Genomic DNA, 21,222 nt, shown 5'->3' with positions numbered 1-21,222 from the left:
TCGTCCCCATGACCGACCAGCGACTTGCCGTGGGCGACGAAGCGCCCGAATTCACCCTGCCGGACAGCACCGGCAAGAACGTCTCGCTCAGCGACTTCCGCGGCCAGGCCGTGGTGGTGTACTTCTACCCGGCCGCGGGCACGCCGGGGTGCACCAAGCAGGCCTGCGACTTCCGGGACAATCTCGCGGAGCTGAACGACGCGGGGTACCAGGTGCTGGGGATTTCCCCGGACAAGCCGGAGAAGCTGGCCAAGTTCGTCGAGGCGGAGAAGCTGACCTTCCCGTTGCTGTCCGATGTGGACAAGACCGTGCTGACCGAATGGGGCGCGTTCGGGGAGAAGAAGAATTACGGGCGGATCGTGCAGGGCGTGATCCGGTCGACGTTCATCGTGGACGCGGAGGGGAAGATCGCCAAGGCCGCCTACAACGTGCGGGCGACCGGGCATGTGGCCAAGCTGATCCGGGATTTGGGGATCGCTTCCTGACTTGCCCCGGAGCGCGGAGAGGCGGCCGGGCCTCTCCGCGCTCGGTCAGCGCCGCACCTGATAACGCAGGTGAAGCACCCGATCGCCCTGGACCACGTCGGGGTTCTCCAGCAAGTGCGGTGCGTCGACTGAGCCGAAGTAGCGTTTGCCGGAGCCGAAGACAGCCGGGACGACGTCCATCCGCACCTCGTCTACCAGGCCTGCGGCGAAAATCTGGCCGCCGACGTCGCCAGCCGCGACCTCCACGACACGGTCGCCCGCCAGCTCCTGCGCCTTCGCCACGGCGGCCTGGACGCCGTCGACGAAGTGGAACGGCGCCTCGGGATTCCAGCCCTCGGGCGCGGGACGGTGGGTCACGACGACCACGTGGTCGATTCCGCTCGGCGGCGTTCCGTCCCAGCCGTCTGTCAGGTCGAAGACGTGGCGGCCGACGATGGTCACCCCGATCTGGTCCCAGTACGCCCGGGTGTAGTCGTAGGACGCCTGCGACACCTTCAACGCGCCACTTTCGTCCAGCGGGACCTCGCCGCTGGACAGCCAGTCGAACAGGGGGCCGGGCTGGTCGTCGTGGTCGGCGATGAAGCCGTCCGCCGACACCGAGCTGTACATGACGACCTTGCCCACGAGGCTCTCCTCTGCTTCCGATGGGCCCAAGTTAGCGGGTTGGGCGCGGTCGCTCTTGTAAGAAATCAATCGGCGGGCAGCGACCAGCCGTCCAGGGTGTGGCCGGGATGTTCGCGCAGGAATCGGCGCCGGACTTCGAGGTACTGGGTCGGCGTGCAGCCGGTGAAAGCCCGGAACTCGTGGCCGAAGTGGGCCTGGTCGAAATAGCCCGCGCGGGCGGCGAGGGCGGCCCAGTCGACCGGTCCGGCGGGGTCGATCCCGAGCACGGTGGCGGTGAAGCGGTGGGTGCGGGCCAACCGCTTCGGCGTGACGCCGACGAGGGTCTTGAACCGCTGTGCCAGATGGGTGCTGCTGACCCCGGCCGCCTCGCTCAGTTCGCCGATCGCCACCGAGCCGCGGGTCGCCGCGATGACGCTGCTCGCGTGGCGGACCAGGCCCAGGCCGGTGGTTTCGCGCAGCCGTCGCCGCAGCTCTTTCTCGAGCAGCGTCAGCATCTGGTGCGGGGCTGCGGCGGTGGCCAAGCGGTCTCGCAGTTCGGCGACGGCGGGTCGGCCCCAGACCTGCTCGATCGTCACCGGCCGGTCGCATAGTTCGGCGGCGGGCATCGGCAGGAACGGCGCCAAGCCCCATGGTTTGAAGTGGACGCCGACGGACCGGGTCCGGGGCGGGTAGCCGAAGTCGTACGCGCGGGTGGGCGTGGTGATCACGCAGCCGTCGGCGTACTCCGCCGTTGCGCGGTCGGTGCCGCCGCGGATGCGGAACGGCGGCCCGAGGTTGACGATGAGCAGCGCCGACGGTGCCGGCGGCAACGTCAACCGGGCGTACGGCGACGGACCCGCCAGGTAGTAAAGGTCGTCGATCAGCTCGTCCAGCGGCGGCCGCGGCGCTCTGGACACATACTCCACGTCCCCAGCATCGCCGATGCGCGCCAGCGAGCGCTACTGCGCGGGAAAACGCAGGGTGAAGGTGGTGCCTTCGCCGAGAGTGCTGGCGGCGGTGACTTCTCCGCCGTGGGCTTCGGCCAATTTGCGGACGATCGCCAAGCCCAAGCCGCTCCCGCCGGAGGTTCGGCTTCGCGACGGGTCGGCGCGCCAGAAACGGTCGAACACGCGGGGCAGGTCTTCGGGCGCGATGCCGGTTCCGGTGTCGGTTACTTCGAAGACCGCGTCGTTTTCGCGCCGGCTCGCGGCGACGGTGACCGAACCGCCGGGCGGGGTGTGCCGGATCGCGTTCGAGACCAGGTTGTCCAGGGCTTGGCGCAGGCGCACCGGATCCGCGGTGATGGCCGGGTTTTCCATGGGCGGGACGGAAAGGCGGACGCCGGCGGATTCCGCGCGCGGAGCGTGCGCGGCGGCCAGGTGGGCCAGCAGGATGTTGGCGTCGACGGGTTCGGGGTGGACGCGCAGCGCACCGGCGTCGGCCAGGGCCAGGTCCTGCAGGTCGTCCACGATGTGCTGCAGGTGGACCGCTTCTTCCAGCAGGGAGGCGACGAGGTCGTCGTCGAGCTGGCTGATGCCGTCCTGAGCCGCTTCCAGCCAGCCTCGGATGGTGGCCAGCGGGGTGCGCAGTTCGTGCGCGACGTCGCTGACCATGGCCTTGCGGGCGTTCTCCAGTTCTTCCCGCGCCCGCGCCATTTCGTTGAACGCGGTGGCCAGGCGGGCGATTTCGTCCTTGCCTTTGACGCGGACCCGGGCGCCAGTCTCGCCTGCTTTCAGGCGTTGCGCCGCACCGGTCAACGCGCGGAGGGGGCGGATCAGGCGGATCGACGCCAGCCCGGTGACGACGACGGTCAGCAGGAGGATGGCGGCGGTGACGGCGATGAGTTTCGTGCGGTTTTCCGCGGAGAGGGTGAAGCCGGTCGGGGGCTGGTCGGTGCCCTTTTCGGTGATGTAGAGCCAGGCCGCCGGGGCCACGTAAGGGGTCAGCTGCTCTTTGCGGGCCGACGTGACGCAGTTGGTGATGGTCTGGTCGGTGGCCTGCGCGACCGGGCCGTCGAAGGTCCAGGACAGGGCCAGTTTGGCGACCGGGACGGTGCTGTCGTTCCGGCCGAGGCAGGCGTCGATCAGACCGGACAGCTTGTCCAGGGCGGCTCGTTCGGTCGCGGTGGGGCGTTCCAGGAGGCCGGTGCCGCATTGGGCGGTGCCGGCCGGGGCGATCACCCTGGGGTGGCCGCTCGGGGAGATTTCCAGGCTGCCCAACCCGGTTCTGCGCTGGGTGCAGGACAGGACCTTGTCGGCTATTTCCTGAAGCTCTTCGCGTTCTTCCGGGGGAAGGCGGTAGGGGCCGACCGCGTCGGGGTCGATCCGGTCCGGGGTGGATTTGACGCCCAGCCGGGCGTCGACCGCCAGCGGGTCGATCACCGCGGACGGCTGGGGCGGCAGTTTTCCCGGGTTTTCCTCCGAGCTGGCGATCAGCTTGCCCTGCGGGGTGGTCAGGACGATTTTGCGGCCGGTTTTCTCCGCGTAGTCGTCGATGGTTCTGGTCGCGCCGGACCACGTCGGATGGGTCGCCGCGTACGAAAGCAGGGCCTGGTAAATCGTGCCGTCGTCGGCGAAGAGCTGGCCCTGTTCCCGTTCGATGGCACCGGAAGTGGTCCGGGAGGCCAGCCACGCGGTCGCGGCGATGGCGCACACCGCGATGGCCGCGGTGACCGCGAAAAGGCGGAAGAGAAGGCTACGGGGCATCGGACTTCGCGGTCAGTTTGTAGCCGACGCCGTACACCGTCAGCAGTTTCGCCGGTTTTCTGGGATTTGTTTCGATTTTCTTCCGGAGATTCATGATGTGCACGTCAATGGCGCGCTGAGTGATGTAGCGGTCGAAGCCGTGCAGGTGTTCCAGAAGCTGCGCCCTGGTGAAAACCTGGTCCGGCCGCGCGGCCATCACCTCCAGGATGCGGAATTCCCCGGGGGTCGTTTCTATCGGGTTTCCGCTTACCGTGACCTCGTGTTTTTCCTTGTCGACGGTCAGCGTGCCGACTTTGCGGGGACCGTCTTTGGCCGCTTTCGTCCTCCGGAGGAGGGTCCGCACCCGCGCCATGAGTTCCCGCGGGCTGTAGGGCTTGGTGACGTAGTCGTCCGCGCCCAGGTCGAGGCCCTGGAGCAGGTCGTCCTCGGTCGAGCGGGCCGTGAGCATGAGGATCGGCAGGTCGGAGGAGGCCCGGACGGTCCGGCAGACGGTCAGGCCGTTCATGCCGGGGAGCATGACGTCCAGGATCAGGAGATCGGGTTCCGCGGTGCGAAGATGCGCCAGCGCGGCCTCGCCGGTGGACGCGACGGTGACGGTGTGCTGTTCGTGTTCCAGATAGCGGCGGACCAGTTCCGCTTGTTTCGGATCGTCTTCGGCCAGGACGATATTGGCGCACATGCCTGCCGAGACTAGCCGCCGGCCTGCCCCGGAGCCACCAGGGCAGGCCGCGACGTTATCCGTCGGCCAGTTTTCGCAAGGCCGGCAGAAGTGCGCGCAGGGCCTTGCCGCGGTGGGAAGCGGCGTCTTTTTCCGCCGGGCTCAGTTCCGCGCTGGTTTTCGTTTCGTTTTCCGGCACGAAGATCGGGTCGTAGCCGAAACCGTTCGTTCCGCGCTTTTCCCGCGTCAGCGTGCCACGCCATTCGGCCCGGACCGTGGTGGTCTCGCCGGACGGGAGAGCCAGCACGGCGGCGCAGACGAACGCCGCTCCCCGGCGCTCGTCCGGGGTGTCCGTCAGCTGGGCCAGCACGAGGTTCAGGTTCGCTTCGTCGTCGCCGTGTTTGCCGGACCAGCGGGCCGACAGGACGCCCGGCATGCCGTTCAGCGCGTCGACGGACAGCCCCGAATCGTCTGCGATGGCGGGCAATCCGGTGGCGGCCACCGCGTCCCGGGCCTTGGCCGCGGCGTTGCCTTCGAAGTCGGGGGCGGTTTCCGGGGCCTCTGGGAACTCCTCGACGTCGTTCAGGCCGAGCACCTCGACGCCCTGGATGCCTTCCGCCTCCAGGATCCGGCGCAGTTCGCCCAGTTTCTTCGCGTTCCGGGTGGCCAGCAGCAGTTTGGTCACTTCTGGCCCTTCTTCTTGTCCGGACGCGGTTCCGGCAGCTCGCCCGGATACGGCAGCGCCAGCGCTTCGTTCTGCAGCCGCGTCAGTTCCGCGCAGCCGGCCAGCGCCAGGTCCAGCATGGTGTCCAAAGTGGACCTCGCGAAGGTGGCTCCTTCGCCGGTGCCCTGCACCTCGATGAGGGTTCCGGCGTCGGTGGCGACCACGTTCATGTCGACCTCGGCGCGCGAGTCCTCCTCGTACGGCAGGTCGAGGCGCACCCGGCCGTCCACGACGCCGACGCTCACCGCGGCCACCGAGGACGACAGCGGCTGCGGGTCGTTGAGCCGGTTCGCCGCGCCCAGCCAGGTGATCGCGTCCGCCAGCGCCACGTAGCCGCCGGTGACCGCGGCGGTGCGGGTGCCGCCGTCGGCCTGGAGCACGTCGCAGTCGATGACGATGGTGTTCTCGCCGAGCGCGGCCAGGTCGATGCAGGCGCGCAGGGAGCGGCCGATCAACCGGGAGATCTCGTGCGTGCGGCCGCCGATCCGGCCCTTGACCGCTTCCCGGTCGCTGCGGGTGTTGGTCGCGGACGGGAGCATCGCGTACTCCGCGGTCACCCAGCCGAGACCGGACCCGGCACGCCAGCGCGGCACGCCCTCGGTCACGCTCGCCGCGCACAGCACCCTGGTGTTGCCGAACTCGACGAGCACCGACCCGGCAGGCCACTTCTGGAACCCGCGGGTGAGCTTCACTTCGCGGAGCTGGTCGTCGTTCCTGCCATCTTTTCTAGCCACGGGAAGCACTCTAGGACGTCACCCTGACACTTTCGCGATCAGAGGTCGTACACCGCGCCCTGCGTCACCAGCTCGGCGTCCGGGAACACCGCTTTGGCCTCGGCCAGGACCGCGTTCCGGTCCGTCCACGGCGCGACATGGGTCAGCAGCAGACGGCCGACCCCGGCGTCCTTGGCCAGTTCACCTGCTTCTTTCCCGGAGAGATGCACGCCTTGCGGACGGTCGGCGGCGTCGGTCCACGAAGCTTCGGAAAGCAGCACATCGACACCGTCGGCCAGTTCGCCGAGGCCGCGGCACAACCCCGTGTCGCCGGTGTACGCGAGGATGGTGCCGCCGTACGCGATGCGCAGGCCGAAAGCGGGCGTCGGGTGGTACACGGCGACGGCGGTCACGTCGAAGGGCCCGATCTGGACTGTCTCTTCGCGCAGCTCGTGGAACTCGTACACGTCCGACAGATCCGCGCCAGCGCGCTCCGCCGCGTCGGCTGCGTACGCGTGCGCAAGGCGCGAAGGAGCTTCCGCTGGCGCGTACAGCGGCAACCGTCGCGGGCGCGCGGGATACGGCGGCGCGGGGTGGTAGCGACGAAGCACGGTCAGGGAGTTGACGTCGGCGCAGTGGTCGGCGTGCAGGTGCGAAAGAACCAGCGCGTCCAGGTCGAACGGGTCCAGCACGGTCTGCAATTGGGCGAACGTGCCGGTGCCCAGCTCGAGCCCGAGCCGATAGCCTTCCGCCTCCAGGAGATATCCGGACGCGGCGGCGTTCGGCCCGGGGATGCTGCCCGAACACCCGAGGATCGTCAGTCGCACCCGGTAACCCTAACTCTGCTCCGCGCCGCCGCAGTGTCACGCACTGACCGGAGCCAGCGCACCCGGCGCGAAGCCCATGAACCGCTGCGCCAAGCGGGCGAACGGCTCCGGCGAACCAGTGGCGAGGAACTCGTGCCGCGGCGGCTCGTCGCGCTCGGCGAGCAGGTCGAGTTCGGTCAGCACGCGGTAAAGGTCCTTGGCGGTTTCGTCGGCGCTGGAGACGAGCGTGACGTCCTGTCCCATCACAATCTGCAGGACACCGGACAGCAGCGGATAGTGCGTGCAGCCGAGGATGAGCGTGTCGACGTCAGCTTCGAGCAACGGCTGCAGATACCCCTGTGCCAGACCGAGAATCTGTCGGCCGGTCGTGATGCCGCGCTCCACGAAGTCCACGAAGCGCGGGCAGGCGACGCTAGTGAGGCGTACGTCGGGCGCGGCGGCGAAGGCGTCGTCGTACGCCCTCGAACGCACAGTGCCCTCAGTGCCGATCAGACCGACCCGCCCGCTGTGCGTTGCGACCGCGGCCCGGCGCGCGGCCGGAAGGACCACTTCGATCACAGGCACGTCGTAGCGTTCGCGCGCGTCGCGAAGGCAGGCTGCGGACGCTGTGTTGCACGCGATCACCAACGCCTTCACCCCGCTCTCGACCATGTCGTCGAGAGCGGCCAACGCGTACTCGCGGGCAGTGGCGATGGGCAGCGGGCCGTACGGGTTGCGCGCGGTGTCGCCTACGTAGCGCAGCTGCTCGGCAGGAAGCAGTTCGAGAATCGAGCGTGCGACGGTGAGCCCGCCGACGCCGGAATCGAAGACACCGATGGGCGCGTCAGGAGAACTCACAAGCCGAGGTTACCCGGGGCCTGCGGAGCGATCTTCGGGGATTTGACGCGTTCGCCCCGTGAGGTCAGCCACGCGGCGAGGATGCCGGCCAGCGCGCCGAAGAGGTGGCCCTGCCAGGAGATCCCGGGGTTGCCGGGCAGCAGGCCCCAGAGCATCCCGCTCCAGATGCCGAGCAGCACGACGGCGACCGCGATCTGCGCGAGCGACCGGTGGAACAGGCCGCGCACCAGCAGGTACGCGAGCCAGCCGAAGGCCAGCCCGGAAGCGCCCACGGTGTAGGCGTTCGCCGGTCCGACCAGCCACACGCCGAGCCCGGAAACCAGCCAGATGATCCCGGTGACCACGGCGAACCGGCCGATGCCCGCCGCCATCGCGAGGAAGGAGAAGACCAGCACCGGCACCGTGTTGGAGAACAGGTGCGACCAGCCCGCGTGCAGCAGCGGCGCCCAGAGGATGCCGTCGAGGCTGGACGCCTCCCGCGACAGGATCCCGCCGTGGGTGAACTCGCCCGGCAGGATCACGTCGAGCAGTTCCACGAGGTACAGCACCGCCACGAACCCCAGCGCGACGAACGCCGCGGCCTTGGGATGGGGCGGCAGGATGCGCTTCGCGGCGTCGACCGGCTTGCCGCTGCCAGCAGGCGGCGGCGACGTCGGCGGGAGGGGAGGCAGTGTGCTCACGCCCTCAGGCTACGTCGGGGCCGGGCGAGCGGCCTCGGGAGAAATCCCTGAACTTCGCCTCCGGGTGAGCGGTCAGGCCATCGCGGGCTTCCGGAGCAAGTTTCCGTAGCCGGCGGCGAACACCGCCGACAGCAGCGCGGCCACCGCCGCCACCACGAAGCTCCATCCCGGACCGCCGGCCGACAACACCACCGCGCCAACGGCTCCGGCAAGGCTGCTGCCCACCACGCGAACCAGCGCGTTGATCCCGCCAGCCGCGGCCGTTTTCGCGGGTTCGACATGCTCGACCGCCATCGTCCCCAACGCGGCGTATCCCAGCCCGATCCCCAGCCCCAGCACAGCCGCGACGGCGTAAAGCGCAAGCCCGTCCCCCGGCAACGCTGTCAGCCACAACGCGGCCGCCAGGACCACCACCGAACCGCCTGCGACCAGCGCGGGCGCGCTGAACCGGCGCATCAACGAACCGGCCAGCACCGAAACCACCAGCATCAGGATCGTCGTCGGCAGAAGGTAAAGCCCCACCTGCAAAACCGACGCCCCGAGCACGCCCTGCGCATACGCCGACAGCGTCATGATCGTGGAGAACAACGCGAAGCCCAGCAGGAACGACGCCACCGTCGCGCCGACCGTTTTTCGGTGCAGCAGCATCGGAATCTCGATCAACGGCGTTTTCGCGCGCCGCGCCGTCACCACCCACGCCGCCGCCAGCACCACGGCCGCGGCCAGCAACCCGACGGTCGCCCAGCCCCATTCGGCCCCCTTGCTGATCGCCAGCAGCAGGCAGATCAGCCAGCCCGACACCAGCACCGCGCCCAGCAGGTCCGGCGAACCGCTCCGCACCGCCGCCGTCCGGTCCTCCCGAACCGCCGCGACCAGCGCGAACGCCACCACGCCGAGCGCCGCCAGCACCCAGAACACCAGCCGATGGTCACCGCCGGCGAGTCCGGCCAGGATCATCCCGCCGCCGCTGCCCGCCCCGATCGTCGCGCTCAGCACCCCGATCGCGGTCGGCAACGACCGGGGCGGCACCACGTTCCTGGCCTGGCCGATCGCGAGCGGCAGCAACGGCGCGGCCGTGCCCTGCAGGATCCGGCCGGCGACCAGCAACGGCAGCGAATCCGCCACCGCCGCCAGCACCGATCCCCCGACCAGCAACCCGAGCACGACCAGCGACATCGTGCGCCGGCCGTAGAGGTCGCCCAGCTGCGCGACCAGCGGAATCGCGACCGCGCCCGCCAGCAGCCCGGCGGTCAGCGCCCACGACACCGAACTGAGCGGCACCCCGAGCTTGAGCTGCAGCCGCGGCAGCAACGGCACCACCACGGTCATCTGCAAGGTCCCGACCGCCACCGCGAACGCCAGCGCGGCGACCGTCCCCCAGTAGTTTTTGTACATGTATAAAAAGTAGCATGGCGACATGCCAGCGCGCACCGGCCGGCCGCCGAAGATCTCCAAGGCCGACATCGTGGCCGCCGCCCACCGGGTCATCGATTCCGAAGGCGTCGACGCGTTGACCATGCGCAGGCTCGCCCGGGAGGTCGGCAGCACGGCGATGGCGCTCTACCACCACGTGCGCGACAAAGAGGGGCTGCTGCTTCTGCTGCTGGACGACTACGCGCACCGCGAAATGCCTCGGCCGGAGAACCTCCCCGAGGAACCGGAAGACCGGATCGTGGCGGTCGCGAAGGCGATGCGGGACGGGCTGGCGGGCTGCCCGTGGATCGTGGAGGTACTGCGCTCGGACGACCTGCTGTCGGTCGGAGGGCTGTGGTACCCGGAGAAAATCGTTGCCGCGGCGGGAAAAGCCGGTCTGCCGCTGGAAGCGGCGGTGGAGGTCTACCGAGCGGTGTGGCACTACACGCTCGGCGAGATCAGCTCACGCGCGGCGGCCGCGCGGCGACGGGACCAGGGCGGCGACACCTACCGCGAGCGAGTCTTCGCGGACCTGGACGCGACGGAATTCCCCACGCTCGCCGAGATCGGGCCGCGCTGGGAAAGCCTTACCGCACAAGACAGTTACGAACGAGGCGTACGCGCACTCGTCAAGGGATTGCTGCCGTGAGGGGAACCCGGCCGGATTCCCCTCACGAGCGAGCGTCCGGTCAGGCCCAGAGCTGACCGTCGAGCCGTTCTGCCGCTTCGTCCAGCGACCCGGAATACGCGCCGGTCGACAGGTACTTCCAGCCGGCGTCCGCGACCACGAAAGCCACGTCCGCCTTCTCGCCGCGAGCCGCGGCCTTCTCCGCGACCCCGAGCGCGGCGTGCAGCACCGCGCCCGTGGAGATCCCGGCGAAGATGCCCTCGTGCTCCAGCAACTCCCGCGTCCGCCGAAGAGCGTCGTACGCCCCCACCGAATAGCGTCCGTTGAGCACGCTCTCGTCGTACAGCTCGGGAACGAATCCCTCGTCGAGGTTCCGCAGGCCGTACACCAGCTCGCCGTACCGGGGCTCCGCCGCGATGACCTGGACGTCCGGCTTGTGCTCGTGCAGGTACCGGCCCACGCCCACCAGCGTCCCGGTCGTCCCGAGCCCGCCGACGAAATGCGTCAGCGTCGGCAGGTCCTTCAGCAGCTCCGGTCCGGTCCCGCGGTAGTGCGCGTCCGCGTTGGCCGGGTTGCCGTACTGGTAGAGCATCACCCAGTCCGGGTTCTGCTTCGCCAGCTCCTTGGCCCGCCGCACGGCCTCGTTCGAGCCGCCCGCGGCCGGCGAGAACACGATCCGCGCGCCGTAGGCCTGCAGCAGCTGCTTGCGTTCGGCGGAGGTGTTCTCCGGCATCACGCACACCAGGCCGTAGCCCTTCAGCTTCGCGGCCATGGCCAGCGAGATCCCGGTGTTGCCCGAGGTCGGTTCGAGGATCGTGGACCCGCGGCGCAGGATGCCGTCCCGCTCCGCCGCCTCGATCATGGCCAGCGCGGGCCGGTCCTTGATCGAGCCGGTCGGATTGCGGTCCTCGAGCTTCGCCCACAGCCGCACCTCGTCGGTCGGCGACAGCCGGGGCAGGCCGACCAGCGGGGTGCCGCCGAGCGCGTCGAGGAGGGACTCGTAGCGAGCCATCGGCTCAGCGCGCGCCGCCCGCGACGGCGGGCAGGATGGTGAGGGTGTCGCCGTCCTTGACCTCGGCGTCGAGCCCGCCGGAGAAGCGCACGTCCTCGTCGTTGACGTAGACGTTGATGAAGCGGTGCAGCTTCTCCTCCTTGACCAGGCGGGCCTTCAGCCCGGCGTGCCGCGACTCGACGTCGTCGATGATCTCGAGGACAGTCTTGCCCGACGCCTCGACGGACTTCTCGCCGCCGGTGTGGGTGCGCAGGATGGTCGGGATGGACACGGTCACGGCCATGGTTTTCTACCTCCGGGTGGGTTCCTACACGCTGACGTATCGGACGCCGCGCTTTATTCCGGCAGTCAGTCGATGATCTCGACCGGCTCCTCGGTGATCTCGGCGTCCACGATCCGGTACGAGCGGAACTCGTGCGAATCGGGCTCTCTGGTCGAGACGAGCACGTAGTGCGCGTCGGGTTCGGCGGCGATGTTCGCGTCGGTGCGCGACGGGTAGGCCTCGGTCGCAGTGTGCGAGTGGTAGATGACCACCGGGACCTCGTCGTTCGCTTCCATCTCGCGGTAGAGCTTGAGCAGGTCGCCCGAGTCGAACTCGTAGAACGTCGGCGAGCGGGCCGCGTTCAGCATCGGGATGAACCGCTCGGGGCGGTCCGAGCCGGCAGGACCGGCCACCACCCCGCACGCTTCGTCGGGGTGGTCGCGGCGGGCGTGGGCGACGATCTCGTCGACGAGTTCACGGCGGATCCGGAGCACACGGACATCTTAGTTCGTGGACCGAACGAGTCCACACTGTGAGAGCTACCGCTCAACCGCAGGTCAGGGCACAATTACCGGATGCCGGTGTCCTCGAAGATCCGCGAACGCTGCCGTGGCCTGCTGGCCGAAGGGGACGTCGTCCAGTACGTGTTCCCCGCCACATCGCTGATGGTCACGATGATGGCCGCGCACCGGAACTTCCTCGTCGTGGTCACCGACCGGCACGTCACCGTGCTCGCCTGCAGCGCTTTCCGCCGGTGGAAGCCGGTTTCGGTGTGGGCGCAGCTGCCGCGTTCCACCGAGCTGGGCCCGGTGGAGACCCATCCCTCGCTCGGGCCGACCGTGTCGTTCGGCGACCTGGTGCTGGAGATCGACGAGGAGTACGTGGCCGTCGTGCGCGCCGCCGACCTCGAGCGGAGCGAGGACTGCCTGCCTAAGGACCCGTTCTGACCTCCAGCGCCTCCGGCCACACGTCGCGATAAGCCGGGACGCCGGCCGCGGAGGTCGCGGACAGCAGCCCGTGCACCATCGCCCGCGCGAACACCCGCGCCGCCGCCGCGCAGAGCGCGTCCAGCGCACCCGCTCGCGCCGCCAGCGCGAACGACCCGGGCTCCCCCGGCAGCTGCTGCGCGCCCGTCGCCAGCGCGAACACGGTGTCGCCGTCGAACATCGAGTGCGCCGGACGCACCGCGCGCGCCAGCCCGTCCTGCGCGGCCACCGTCAACCGGCGTGCCTCGGCCTTCGTCAGCGCCGCGTCGCAAGCCACTACGCCAATCGTGGTGTTCAGGTCGGTCCGCTGGCTCGGCGCCTCGCCGGGGCGATCCGGCCAGCGGACACCGAACTCGCCGTCGACTTCGTGATCAGCGGCGAACGCCCGTCCGGTCGCGAAATCCACCGCCTGGCCGGCCGCGTTCACCGCGGCGATCGCGCCGACGGTCACGTCTCCGACGACCTCGCTCGCCGTTCCGATGCCGCCCTTCAGCGACCCGACCACCGCGCCCGAGCCCGCGCCGACGGTGCCCATCGCGACGGCTTCCCCGGCTGCTTCGCAAGCGGCGTAACCGAAATCGGCATCCGGCCGATTGCCCCACGCGCTGCGCGGCAGGTCGAACAGCACCGCGGCGGGCACGATCGGCACCACCTCATACGGCTGCGCGCCAACGGGAAACCCGTAGTTCCGCTCGGAAAGCCACCGCATCACGCCGTCCGCCGCCGCGAGCCCGTACGCGCTTCCGCCGGAAAGACAGACCGCATTCACCTGCTGCACCAGGTTTTCCGGCTCCAGCAGGTTGGTTTCGCGCGTGCCGGGCGCGCCGCCCCGCTGATCGACCGCGCCGGTCGCGCCGTCGGGGACGAGCACGACAGTGGTTCCGGAAGCCCAGCCGTCGCCGAGCCGTTGGTGATGGCCCACGAGCACGCCGGGGACGTCGGTGATTTTCCCGCCGGTCAGCCGGTCAGCGCCTGGATCAGCGTCTCCTGCACCCATGTCAGCCAATGGTAGACGCCGAGATGGGGTGCGCGGGGGTCGTCTTCCGGCAGCTCGTCGGGCATGTCCTCGGTGACGTCGAGCGCGGTGCCGAGCGCCAGCCGGACGTCGTTCAGCGCGCCGAGCCAGGCGTCGGCCTGCTCGAAGGTCAGCTTCACCGAACCGCCGTCGCGCGGGAGCGTGTCGAGCACGATCTTCGCGACGCCGACCTTCTTCTCCAGCAGCTCCGGCTCGTGCAGCGACCGCATCGCCGCCGCCGAATCGAGGTCCTCGCGGCTCGGGTTGTCCGGGTCGAGCCGGTGGAAGTCCGGCAGCAGCCGCGACAGCACCGGGTCGTCCGGCGATTCGGCGGGCCCGGTGCGGATCCCGGTCAGCTCGGCCAGTTCGTCCTGCGGGGCCTCCTCGGCCCGGGCGGTGAGCATGTCCTCGAGCTGCCCGACCAGCCCGCGCAGCACCGCGGCCTCCTGCTGCTCGAACCCGGCGAGGATGGCGTCCCCCTTGCGCCGCCAGGCCTTCACGAGGGCTGTTCCATGGTCGCCCACAGGCCCGCCGCGTGCAGCTTCGCCACGTCGGTCTCCACCTTCTCCTTCGAACCGGACGACACGATCGCCCTGCCCTTGTTGTGCACGTCGAGCATCAGCTTCGTGGCGTGGTCCCGGCTGTAGCCGAACAGCTTCTGGAAGACGTACGTCACGTACGACATCAGGTTGACCGGATCGTTCCAGACGATCGTCCGCCAGGGCTGGTCGGATTCGGCCAGCTCGGCCCCGAGTGGATCGACCTGCGTCTGTTCGGATGCGACAGGCGTGGACATGCACCCCATGGTGTCACGGGGCCATCCCGGTACGCCGCGCCAGGTCCGTCCATGTGAGTGAATAGGCTGCTCCCATGGGTTCCCCCGAGCCGGTCACCAGCGCCAGCACGGCGCTGCTCACCGACCACTACGAGCTGACCATGCTGGCGAGCGCGCTCGCGGACGGGACGGCCGACCGGCCGTGCGTGTTCGAAGTCTTCGCGCGCCGGCTTCCCGACGGCCGCCGCTACGGCGTCGTCGCGGGCACCGCGCGCGTGCTCGACGCGATCGCCGACTTCCGGTTCACCGACGCCGAACTGGCCATGCTGGAGCAGACCGCGGTCGTCGACCCGGAAACGCTGGCGTGGCTGGCGGACTACGAATTCCGCGGCGACATCGACGGCTACCGCGAAGGCGACCTGTACTTCCCCGGTTCGCCGATCCTCACCGTGACCGGCAGTTTCGCCGAAGCGGTGGTGCTGGAGACGGTGGTGCTGTCGATCCTCAACCACGACAGCGCGATCGCGTCCGCGGCGGCGCGGATGTCCGGCGCGGCGCACGGCAGGCCGATCATCGAGATGGGCGGACGGCGCACGCACGAGTACGCCGCGGTCGCCGCCGCGCGCGCCGCCTACCTGGCAGGATTCGCCACCACGTCGAATCTCGAAGCGGGCCGCCGCTACGGGATCCCGACCCGCGGCACGGTCGCGCACGCGTTCATGCTGCTGCACGACAGCGAGGAAGCCGCGTTCCGCGCCCAGGTCAGCAAAATGGGTGCGGATACCACTCTCCTGGTGGACACCTACGACATCACCGCGGGCATCGAGGCGGCGGTGCGCGTCGCCGGACCGGAGCTGGGCGCGATCCGGATCGACTCCGGCGACGTCGGCCCGCTCGCCCGCAAGGCCCGCGACCAGCTCGACGCGCTCGGCGCGAAGGACACCCGGATCGTGGTGTCCGGCGACCTCGACGAGCACGCGATCGCGGCGCTGCGCGCGGAGCCGGTGGACGCCTACGGCGTCGGCACCTCGGTGGTCACCGGTTCCGGCGCGCCGACCGCCGGGATGGTGTACAAGCTGGTCGAGGTCGACGGACGGCCGGTCGCGAAACGCAGTGCGCACAAGGAATCCCGCGGCGGGCGCAAGCACGCGCTGCGCCGGCACCGGAGCACCGGCACGGCGGTCGAGGAAGTGGTCTGGACCGCCGCCGGCGGCCGCCCGGAGCCCGGCGAGAACGATCTCGAGCTGCAGATCCCCCTGGTGCGCGGCGGCGTGCCGGTGGATGATCTGCCCACGCTGGACGACGCGCGCGCCCGCTTGCGGCGCGCGCAGGTGAGCCTGCCGTGGGAGGGCCTCAAGCTCTCGCACGGCGAGCCCGCGATACCGACGACTTTTTTGTAGGGAGCCGACCATGACAACCGCGCTGATCGTGGTGGATGTGCAGAACGACTTCTGCGAGGGAGGCTCGCTCGGCCTGCCGGGCGGGGCGGCCGCCGCGGCCGCCATCTCGCGGCGGATGGCCGAGGGCGGCTACGCGCACGTCGTCGCCACCCGCGACCACCACATCGACCCGGGCGACCACTTCAGCGACACGCCCGACTTCAACACCAGCTGGCCGCCGCACTGCGTCGCGGGCACGGCGGGCGCGTCCTTCCACGACGCGCTGGACGTGGTGCCGGTCGAGGCGGTGTTCTCGAAGGGCGAGTACAGCGCGGCGTACTCCGGTTTCGAGGGCAAGTCCGGCGACGGCAAGACGCTCGAGGAGTGGCTTCGCGCGCACGAGGTGACCGACGTCGACGTGGTCGGCATCGCGACCGACTTCTGCGTGCGCGCGACCGCCCTCGACGCCGCGCGGGCCGGGTTCAACGTGCAGGTGCTGCTGGACCTGACCGTCGGCGGTTCGCAGCCGACGGTGGACGCGACGCTGAAGGACTTCGACGAGGCGGGGGTGCGCTACACCGGCACGCCCGCCCTGCCGCCCTCGTGAGTGTTAATCCCGGTTAGAACCGGCATTGCCGCTCACGAGGCCGGCGCGCCGCCCTTGCCGTACGGATCGCACGCCGCGGTGCCGAGGTAGATGTCCCCGCTCGCCGGACCGCCCTGCGGGAACAGCTTCACGTGCACCGCGTGCGTGACCAGGCTGCCGTCGGCGGGCTGCGGCGTCACGGTCTCGTTCAGCGTGATCGTGGCCAGCGCGGTGCCCGCCGCGCCGCCGGGGATGGTGATCCGGTAGTTCGCCGGGATCGACGACGGCACGGTGAAGCCGGAGACCTCGCCGATCGACATCGATCCGGTGCTGCCCGAATCCGTCGTGGTGGCGCAGCCTGCCGAGTACGTGCGGACCTTCAGCTCCGGCCCGCCGTACCGGGTGAGCAGGTCGGATTCGAACCGCTGCCCGCCGGTCTGCACCTTGGCGACCGGGCCGTTCCGCTCGCAGGTGGCTCCGCCGAAGCCGAACATCGCGACCTCGCCCGCCGCGCCGCCGGCGGTGCGCGCGGAAGCCGGGCCGTCGGCGTCGCAACGCGCCAGTTCCCCGGTGACCACGTGCTCGTTGTCCACCATGACGTCGAGGCTGCCCGCGGAACCCCAGCCGGTGGACGTCGGCGGATCGGCGTGCGCCGCCGTCGGAGCCGCAGCCAGGAAAACCCCGGTGACCAGCAGGATCCGTCCGCGCATTCGACCTGTCTCCCTTCGCCCGTGCTTCGACATCGGCGCCGCGGCGGGGGTCCCAAACGTCGACGGTCGCAGCTCACCCGGACGTGTGGCGGGAGACAGGGGTGGTGAGGAACGCAACTTGTCTCGTTCCGTCCGGTCCCTCGGCGATAACCTGCCCGGACGTCCGTTTTCCGTGGTTGGAGGTCCCGTGTCGTCACTGTCTCTCCCGGCCCGCCGTCAGGTGCTGGCCGACCTCGTGCCCGGCACCCTGGTGCGCGACCTGGCGCTGGCCGCCGGCGGCGCCGTGCTCACCGGCGCGGCCGCGCAGCTGATCATCCCGATTCCGGGCACGCCGGTTCCGATGACCGGCCAGACTTTCGCCGCGCTGCTCGTCGGCGCGACGCTCGGCATGCGCCGCGGCGCCGCCTCGCTGCTGCTGTACTTGCTCGTCGGCGCGGCCGGCGTGCCGTGGTTCCAGGGCGGCACCTCCGGGCTGTCCGGCGCCTCGGCGGGTTACATCGTCGGGTTCGTGGCCGCCGGCGCGGTCGTGGGCGCGCTCGCCCGCCGCGGCGGCGACCGCACTCCGCTGCGCACGGCGGGGACCATGGTGCTCGGCAATGTCGTGATCTACGCCTTCGGCGTGCCGTGGCTGATGGCCGCCACCGGATTCGATCTCGCCACCGCGTTCGACAAGGGCGTCACGCCGTTTCTCGTCGGCGACGTGCTGAAGACCGTGGTCGCGGCCGGGGTGCTGCCGCTCGCGTGGGCCGCGGTTTCGCGGTTCCGCAAGGAAGACTGAGCCGGATTTCCGGGATCTTCGGTCCGGCGCGAGGGGTCCGTTCGCGCCGGATCGAAGATCCTGTCGTACCTGGCGGCTATCGTGTCTCGCTGTGCCCGCCCGAACCGATTTCCCCGGCGTCCTCGAACTCCTCACCCACGCGGTGGAGTCCGTCGGCGGCGCTGAACGCCCCGGCCAGGTGAAGATGGCCGATGCCGTCGGCCACGCCATCCGCACCGGCGAACACCTCGCCGTGCAAGCGGGAACGGGCACCGGCAAATCGCTGGCGTACCTGGTGCCCGCGATCCGGCACGCGGTGGAGAAAGACACCACCGTCGTCGTCTCCACGGCCACCATCGCGTTGCAGCGCCAGCTGGTCGACCGCGATCTCCCGCGCCTGGCGAAGGCGCTCAAGAAGCCGCTCGGGCGCGAACCGACCTTCGCGATCCTCAAGGGCCGCCGCAACTACCTGTGCCTGCACCGGCTCGACACCGGTCCGGCCGACGAGCCCGAGGACGCGCAGCTGTTCGACCCGTTCGCGGTGTCCCGCCTCGGCAAGGAAGTCACGCGGCTGCACGAGTGGGTGTCGGACACCGAAACCGGCGACCGCGACGAGCTGGTGCCCGGCGTGTCCGATCAGGCGTGGCGGCAGGTTTCGGTCACCGCGAGGGAATGCCTCGGGGCCGCGAAGTGCCCGGTCGGCACCGATTGTTTCGCCGAACGCGCGCGAGCCGAGGCCGGCAAAGCCGACGTCGTGGTCACCAACCACGCGCTGCTGGCCATCGACGCGCTGCAGGGCTATCAGGTGCTGCCGGACCACGACCTGGTGATCATCGACGAGGCGCACGACCTGGTCGACCGGGTCACCTCGGTCGCGACCGGCGAACTCACCAGCGCCATGGTGTCGGCCGCCGCGCGCCGCTGCGGCAAGCTGATCGACGCGGGAATCGCGGACCGGCTGCTGGAGTCGTCGGACGGGCTCGCGCTGATCCTCGACGACATCCCGGCCGGAAGGCTCGACGCGCTGCCCCGTCCGTTGCAGGGCGCGATCCCGGCGGTGCGCGACGCGGCGAAGGAATGCCTCACCGCGCTGGGGTCGGATCGCAAGGAAGACGTCGGCGAAGCCACCGCGCGCAAGCTGGCGCGGTCGCTGCTCGAGGAAGTGCACGACACCGCGGTTCGGCTGCTCGACGCGTACGACGAGGATCTGGCGCACCAGCGCGACGTCGTCTGGGTGACCGGAGACAAGTACTCGGCGAACCCGCGCCCGCCCGCGTTGAAGGTCGCTCCGCTCGGTGTCGCCGGGTTGTTGCGGGAGCGCGTGTTCAACCAGCACACCACCGTGCTGACCTCCGCGACGCTCACCCTCGGCGGCGAATTCGACACCATGGCACGGCAATGGGGCCTCCCGCCGAGCGGCGCGCGCGTGGTGAAGTCGCCGGGCACGGCCACCGACAAGGAAGCGCCGTCGGACGAGGAGACCGGCCCGAAGTGGACCGGCTTGGACGTCGGTTCGCCGTTCGACCATCGCCGCAACGGCATCCTCTACCTCGCCAAACACCTGCCGCCGCCGGGCCGCGACGGGCTCGCCGAGTCCACAATGGACGAACTGGCCGAACTGGTCGAAGCCGCGGGCGGCCGGACGCTGGGCCTGTTCTCCTCGATGCGCGCGGCGAAACAGGCCGCGGAAGCCATGCGGGAACGGCTCGATTACCCGATCCTCTGCCAGGGCGACGACGCGACACCGTTGCTGGTGCGGCAGTTCGCCGAAGACGCGCGCACCTGCCTGTTCGGCACGCTGACGCTGTGGCAGGGCGTGGACGTGCCCGGGCCGTCGCTGCAGCTCGTGGTGGTGGACCGGATCCCGTTCCCCCGCCCGGACGACCCGGTGTCGTCGGCTCGCCAACGCGCGGTGGAAGCCCGGGGCGGCAACGGATTCCTCACCGTCGCCGCGACCCACGCGGCGTTGTTGCTGGCCCAGGGCACCGGCCGCCTGCACCGCTCAGTCACCGACCGCGGCGTAGTGGCGGTGCTGGACTCCCGCCTGGCCACCGCCCGCTACGGCGGTTTCCTGCGCGCGTCGCTGCCGCCGTTCTGGCCGACCACAGATCCGCAAGTCGCCCGCGCCGCGCTGAAGCGACTCGACGCCGCCGCGCCCGCCTGACCGAGCGAACCGGACAGGCGGGTACGGTGAGTGGAACGAACACGACAGGGAGCACCGTTGACCCAGGATTCGTCCAGCGCCCAATCCCGGACCGTCAGTGTTGACGACACCGGGGTCCGGCGCCGGCTCGCCGATGGCAGCGAAGAAGCTGTGACGTGGTCGGACCTGCAATCGGTCATGGTGAGAGTCATCCCGGACGGCCCCTGGAACGAAGACGTCTTCTTCATGCTGGTCGGCAACGACGGCAAAGGCACCGCAGTCCCCAGCGGCGACCCGGCCGCGGACGCCCTCATCGAACGCCTGCAGACCTTGCCGGGGTTCGACAACGAGAAGTTCATCGAGGCGATGACCACGGACGCCGACCAGGCGTACGTGGTGTGGCAAAGCTGAGCCGGGCTCGTTCGACAGTGCCGGGTCGCTGACCACTATCCGGCTGGAAAGCCTTGGCGGACAAGGGTTCGCGGACGCGCGCTGCTGTTCGGTTCGATGGGGGCGAGTTGGCAGCGGCGTGGGGTGCCCGCCGGTCTCGTTCGGCGCGGTCTGGCGACCGCTTCACAAGTCCGCTACGCGGCTCCGCTTGCGAGAGACCCCGGCAACCCGGCAACCGACGATGAAACGCCCGCCACCGCAAGAACCACCCGCCGCCATTGCCGCTCCGCAGCCCCGCCGCTAACGTCGCCCGCCGACTGGATCGGCGGCCCGCGCACCACCTCGCACCGCAGCCTGGCAGCCCGGCGACGGAACAGCCGCCACAGCGACTCCGCCACCGCCGCGCAGCAGCCCTACCGCACACCGAGGCCGCCGCTCCGCAGCTTCACCACAAACCGCCCCCGGCCCCGGATCGGCGGCTCGCACCCCGCAGCGAGAACTCAAGCGGTCGGGAAGGTCTCCGTAACCGGAATGCCCTTCTTCAGCGTCCGGCTCACCGTGCACAGCCGCTCGATCGCCCGGTCCACCGCGCCCGCCAGGGCTTCTCGCTGGTCCTCGTCCAGGGCCGAGACGTCGACGTCGAACGCGACGTGCACCGCGTCCAGTTCCGATGCTCCCTCGCGCCGGTCGGCGGTCACCGCGACCCGGAATTTCGAATCCTCGCCCACCCGGCGCGTGATCAGCTGCTCCGCCGTCACCGCGGAGCAGCCCGCCGCCGCGATCTGCAGGAGTTCCGCCGGGGAGAACGCGCCCTCCGCGCCGGCCCGGCCCAATCGCACCTCCGCGCCGCGCTCGTTGCGGCCCACGAAACTGTGCGTGCCTTCGCGCTGTACTTCCAAGGTCATCCGAGACGCCTTTCCGCCCGTCGGGTCAC

At 70.2% G+C, this 21,222-nt stretch carries 26 protein-coding genes; 8 read left to right on the top strand and 18 right to left on the bottom strand.

All coding sequences use genetic code 11. The features are described from left to right. Positions 1–8 precede the first annotated feature (8 nt). A complete protein-coding gene (gene bcp, locus F9C11_RS15225) occupies positions 9–485 on the top strand; it encodes a thioredoxin-dependent thiol peroxidase (protein ID WP_409185514.1) in 477 nt (158 codons plus the stop codon). A 45-nt stretch (positions 486–530) separates the two neighbouring features. Here the strand turns inward: bcp and F9C11_RS15220 are convergent, their stop codons facing one another. The 10 genes from F9C11_RS15220 to F9C11_RS15175 form a co-directional block, all read right to left on the bottom strand. Further along, positions 531–1,109 (bottom strand): dihydrofolate reductase family protein, encoded by a 579-nt coding sequence (locus F9C11_RS15220; protein WP_409185513.1) that lies wholly within the window; start codon positions 1,107–1,109, stop codon positions 531–533. Between the two features lie 65 nt (positions 1,110–1,174). After that, positions 1,175–2,014: a helix-turn-helix domain-containing protein gene (locus tag F9C11_RS15215; protein WP_409185512.1), complete on the bottom strand. Its 840-nt coding sequence runs from the start codon at positions 2,012–2,014 to the stop codon at positions 1,175–1,177. Between the two features lie 33 nt (positions 2,015–2,047). Continuing rightward, positions 2,048–3,793: a sensor histidine kinase gene (locus F9C11_RS15210; protein WP_409185511.1), complete on the bottom strand. Its 1,746-nt coding sequence runs from the start codon at positions 3,791–3,793 to the stop codon at positions 2,048–2,050. Continuing rightward, positions 3,783–4,472 carry a response regulator transcription factor gene (locus F9C11_RS15205; RefSeq protein ID WP_409185510.1) on the bottom strand — a complete coding sequence of 230 codons (690 nt, stop codon included), beginning with the start codon at positions 4,470–4,472 and terminating at the stop codon, positions 3,783–3,785. Before F9C11_RS15205 ends, F9C11_RS15210 begins: the two co-directional genes overlap by 11 nt. Positions 4,473–4,527: 55 nt before the next feature. Then, positions 4,528–5,136 (bottom strand): RdgB/HAM1 family non-canonical purine NTP pyrophosphatase, encoded by a 609-nt coding sequence (gene rdgB / locus F9C11_RS15200; RefSeq protein WP_409185509.1) that lies wholly within the window; start codon positions 5,134–5,136, stop codon positions 4,528–4,530. Further along, positions 5,133–5,909: a ribonuclease PH gene (gene rph, locus F9C11_RS15195; RefSeq protein WP_037358517.1), complete on the bottom strand. Its 777-nt coding sequence runs from the start codon at positions 5,907–5,909 to the stop codon at positions 5,133–5,135. Before rph ends, rdgB begins: the two co-directional genes overlap by 4 nt. Positions 5,910–5,947: 38 nt before the next feature. Beyond that, complete coding sequence (locus F9C11_RS15190; protein WP_409185508.1) at positions 5,948–6,715, bottom strand: MBL fold metallo-hydrolase; 768 nt, start codon at positions 6,713–6,715, stop codon at positions 5,948–5,950. 36 nt (positions 6,716–6,751) lie between these two features. After that, positions 6,752–7,552 (bottom strand): glutamate racemase, encoded by an 801-nt coding sequence (gene murI, locus F9C11_RS15185; protein ID WP_409185507.1) that lies wholly within the window; start codon positions 7,550–7,552, stop codon positions 6,752–6,754. After that, positions 7,549–8,232 (bottom strand): rhomboid family intramembrane serine protease, encoded by a 684-nt coding sequence (locus F9C11_RS15180; protein WP_409185506.1) that lies wholly within the window; start codon positions 8,230–8,232, stop codon positions 7,549–7,551. The genes murI and F9C11_RS15180 overlap by 4 nt, the downstream gene beginning before the upstream one ends. A gap of 72 nt (positions 8,233–8,304) precedes the next feature. Beyond that, complete coding sequence (locus F9C11_RS15175; RefSeq protein WP_409185505.1) at positions 8,305–9,627, bottom strand: MFS transporter; 1,323 nt, start codon at positions 9,625–9,627, stop codon at positions 8,305–8,307. Between the two features lie 22 nt (positions 9,628–9,649). Between F9C11_RS15175 and F9C11_RS15170 the strand changes: the two genes are divergently transcribed. Continuing rightward, on the top strand, positions 9,650–10,294 hold the full coding sequence (locus F9C11_RS15170; RefSeq protein ID WP_409185504.1) for a TetR/AcrR family transcriptional regulator: 645 nt from the start codon (positions 9,650–9,652) through the stop codon (positions 10,292–10,294). A gap of 40 nt (positions 10,295–10,334) precedes the next feature. Here F9C11_RS15170 and F9C11_RS15165 read toward each other — a convergent pair whose 3' ends face one another. The 3 genes from F9C11_RS15165 to F9C11_RS15155 form a co-directional block, all read right to left on the bottom strand. Continuing rightward, positions 10,335–11,285: a PLP-dependent cysteine synthase family protein gene (locus F9C11_RS15165; protein WP_009082493.1), complete on the bottom strand. Its 951-nt coding sequence runs from the start codon at positions 11,283–11,285 to the stop codon at positions 10,335–10,337. Positions 11,286–11,289: 4 nt separating this feature from the next. After that, a complete protein-coding gene (locus F9C11_RS15160; RefSeq protein WP_009082495.1) occupies positions 11,290–11,568 on the bottom strand; it encodes a MoaD/ThiS family protein in 279 nt (92 codons plus the stop codon). Between the two features lie 65 nt (positions 11,569–11,633). Further along, positions 11,634–12,041 (bottom strand): Mov34/MPN/PAD-1 family protein, encoded by a 408-nt coding sequence (locus tag F9C11_RS15155; RefSeq protein ID WP_409185503.1) that lies wholly within the window; start codon positions 12,039–12,041, stop codon positions 11,634–11,636. 81 nt (positions 12,042–12,122) lie between these two features. On the opposite strand from F9C11_RS15155, the gene F9C11_RS15150 reads away from it, so the two are divergent. Further along, positions 12,123–12,494, top strand: a complete 372-nt coding sequence (locus F9C11_RS15150) for a hypothetical protein (protein WP_409185502.1) — start codon at positions 12,123–12,125, stop codon at positions 12,492–12,494. Here F9C11_RS15150 and F9C11_RS15145 read toward each other — a convergent pair. Genes F9C11_RS15145 through clpS form a run of 3 tightly spaced genes read right to left on the bottom strand, consistent with a single transcriptional unit; the run spans position 12,478 to position 14,344 of the window. Beyond that, on the bottom strand, positions 12,478–13,530 hold the full coding sequence (locus tag F9C11_RS15145) for a P1 family peptidase (RefSeq protein ID WP_409185501.1): 1,053 nt from the start codon (positions 13,528–13,530) through the stop codon (positions 12,478–12,480). The two genes, F9C11_RS15150 and F9C11_RS15145, sit on opposite strands and share 17 nt — an antisense overlap. Beyond that, positions 13,491–14,048 carry a DUF2017 domain-containing protein gene (locus tag F9C11_RS15140; protein ID WP_037715369.1) on the bottom strand — a complete coding sequence of 186 codons (558 nt, stop codon included), beginning with the start codon at positions 14,046–14,048 and terminating at the stop codon, positions 13,491–13,493. Before F9C11_RS15140 ends, F9C11_RS15145 begins: the two co-directional genes overlap by 40 nt. Continuing rightward, entirely contained in the window at positions 14,045–14,344 is a 300-nt protein-coding gene (clpS, locus tag F9C11_RS15135) for an ATP-dependent Clp protease adapter ClpS (RefSeq protein WP_037718267.1), read from the bottom strand. The genes F9C11_RS15140 and clpS overlap by 4 nt, the downstream gene beginning before the upstream one ends. 74 nt (positions 14,345–14,418) lie before the next feature. On the opposite strand from clpS, the gene F9C11_RS15130 reads away from it, so the two are divergent. Together F9C11_RS15130 and F9C11_RS15125 are read left to right on the top strand one after the other, a co-directional pair. Beyond that, on the top strand, positions 14,419–15,723 hold the full coding sequence (locus F9C11_RS15130) for a nicotinate phosphoribosyltransferase (RefSeq protein ID WP_409185500.1): 1,305 nt from the start codon (positions 14,419–14,421) through the stop codon (positions 15,721–15,723). Positions 15,724–15,733: 10 nt separating this feature from the next. Next, positions 15,734–16,309, top strand: coding sequence for an isochorismatase family protein (locus F9C11_RS15125; protein ID WP_409185499.1), 576 nt, complete (start codon positions 15,734–15,736; stop codon positions 16,307–16,309). A 32-nt stretch (positions 16,310–16,341) separates the two neighbouring features. Here the strand turns inward: F9C11_RS15125 and F9C11_RS15120 are convergent, their stop codons facing one another. Continuing rightward, positions 16,342–16,998: a choice-of-anchor P family protein gene (locus F9C11_RS15120; protein WP_409185498.1), complete on the bottom strand. Its 657-nt coding sequence runs from the start codon at positions 16,996–16,998 to the stop codon at positions 16,342–16,344. Between the two features lie 187 nt (positions 16,999–17,185). Here F9C11_RS15120 and F9C11_RS15115 point away from each other — a divergent pair, with 187 nt between their 5' ends. From F9C11_RS15115 to F9C11_RS15105, 3 genes are all read left to right on the top strand, one after another. Next, positions 17,186–17,776, top strand: a complete 591-nt coding sequence (locus F9C11_RS15115; RefSeq protein WP_409185497.1) for a biotin transporter BioY — start codon at positions 17,186–17,188, stop codon at positions 17,774–17,776. A gap of 91 nt (positions 17,777–17,867) precedes the next feature. Further along, positions 17,868–19,919, top strand: coding sequence for an ATP-dependent DNA helicase (locus tag F9C11_RS15110; RefSeq protein WP_409185496.1), 2,052 nt, complete (start codon positions 17,868–17,870; stop codon positions 19,917–19,919). 57 nt (positions 19,920–19,976) lie between these two features. Continuing rightward, positions 19,977–20,309: a hypothetical protein gene (locus F9C11_RS15105; RefSeq protein WP_037815281.1), complete on the top strand. Its 333-nt coding sequence runs from the start codon at positions 19,977–19,979 to the stop codon at positions 20,307–20,309. Positions 20,310–20,788: 479 nt separating this feature from the next. On the opposite strand, the gene F9C11_RS15100 is transcribed toward F9C11_RS15105, so the two are convergent. Continuing rightward, the gene (locus tag F9C11_RS15100; RefSeq protein WP_409185495.1) at positions 20,789–21,193 is read right to left on the bottom strand and encodes an OsmC family protein; all 405 of its coding nucleotides are present in this window, start codon (positions 21,191–21,193) and stop codon (positions 20,789–20,791) included. Positions 21,194–21,222: the final 29 nt, after the last annotated feature.

It is taken from the genome of Amycolatopsis sp. VS8301801F10 (genome assembly GCF_046195355.1).
In the GTDB taxonomy this organism is placed as follows: domain Bacteria; phylum Actinomycetota; class Actinomycetes; order Mycobacteriales; family Pseudonocardiaceae; genus Amycolatopsis.
Note: the sequence above shows the minus strand (reverse complement) of the source record. Positions and strands in the feature narration are given on the sequence as shown.

Excerpts from the sequence above, each read along its gene's own strand:
- F9C11_RS15170 (WP_409185504.1), top strand. The coding sequence starts at position 9,650 with ATGCCAGCGCGCACCGGCCGGCCGCCGAAGATCTCCAAGGCCGACATC.
- clpS (WP_037718267.1), bottom strand. The coding sequence starts at position 14,344 with ATGTCCACGCCTGTCGCATCCGAACAGACGCAGGTCGATCCACTCGGG.
- F9C11_RS15165 (WP_009082493.1), bottom strand. The coding sequence starts at position 11,285 with ATGGCTCGCTACGAGTCCCTCCTCGACGCGCTCGGCGGCACCCCGCTG.
- F9C11_RS15160 (WP_009082495.1), bottom strand. The coding sequence starts at position 11,568 with ATGGCCGTGACCGTGTCCATCCCGACCATCCTGCGCACCCACACCGGC.
- F9C11_RS15120 (WP_409185498.1), bottom strand. The coding sequence starts at position 16,998 with ATGCGCGGACGGATCCTGCTGGTCACCGGGGTTTTCCTGGCTGCGGCT.
- F9C11_RS15150 (WP_409185502.1), top strand. The coding sequence starts at position 12,123 with ATGCCGGTGTCCTCGAAGATCCGCGAACGCTGCCGTGGCCTGCTGGCC.
- bcp (WP_409185514.1), top strand. The coding sequence starts at position 9 with ATGACCGACCAGCGACTTGCCGTGGGCGACGAAGCGCCCGAATTCACC.
- F9C11_RS15130 (WP_409185500.1), top strand. The coding sequence starts at position 14,419 with ATGGGTTCCCCCGAGCCGGTCACCAGCGCCAGCACGGCGCTGCTCACC.
- F9C11_RS15210 (WP_409185511.1), bottom strand. The coding sequence starts at position 3,793 with ATGCCCCGTAGCCTTCTCTTCCGCCTTTTCGCGGTCACCGCGGCCATC.
- F9C11_RS15175 (WP_409185505.1), bottom strand. The coding sequence starts at position 9,627 with ATGTACAAAAACTACTGGGGGACGGTCGCCGCGCTGGCGTTCGCGGTG.
- F9C11_RS15145 (WP_409185501.1), bottom strand. The coding sequence starts at position 13,530 with ATGGGTGCAGGAGACGCTGATCCAGGCGCTGACCGGCTGACCGGCGGG.
- F9C11_RS15100 (WP_409185495.1), bottom strand. The coding sequence starts at position 21,193 with ATGACCTTGGAAGTACAGCGCGAAGGCACGCACAGTTTCGTGGGCCGC.
- F9C11_RS15205 (WP_409185510.1), bottom strand. The coding sequence starts at position 4,472 with ATGTGCGCCAATATCGTCCTGGCCGAAGACGATCCGAAACAAGCGGAA.
- F9C11_RS15125 (WP_409185499.1), top strand. The coding sequence starts at position 15,734 with ATGACAACCGCGCTGATCGTGGTGGATGTGCAGAACGACTTCTGCGAG.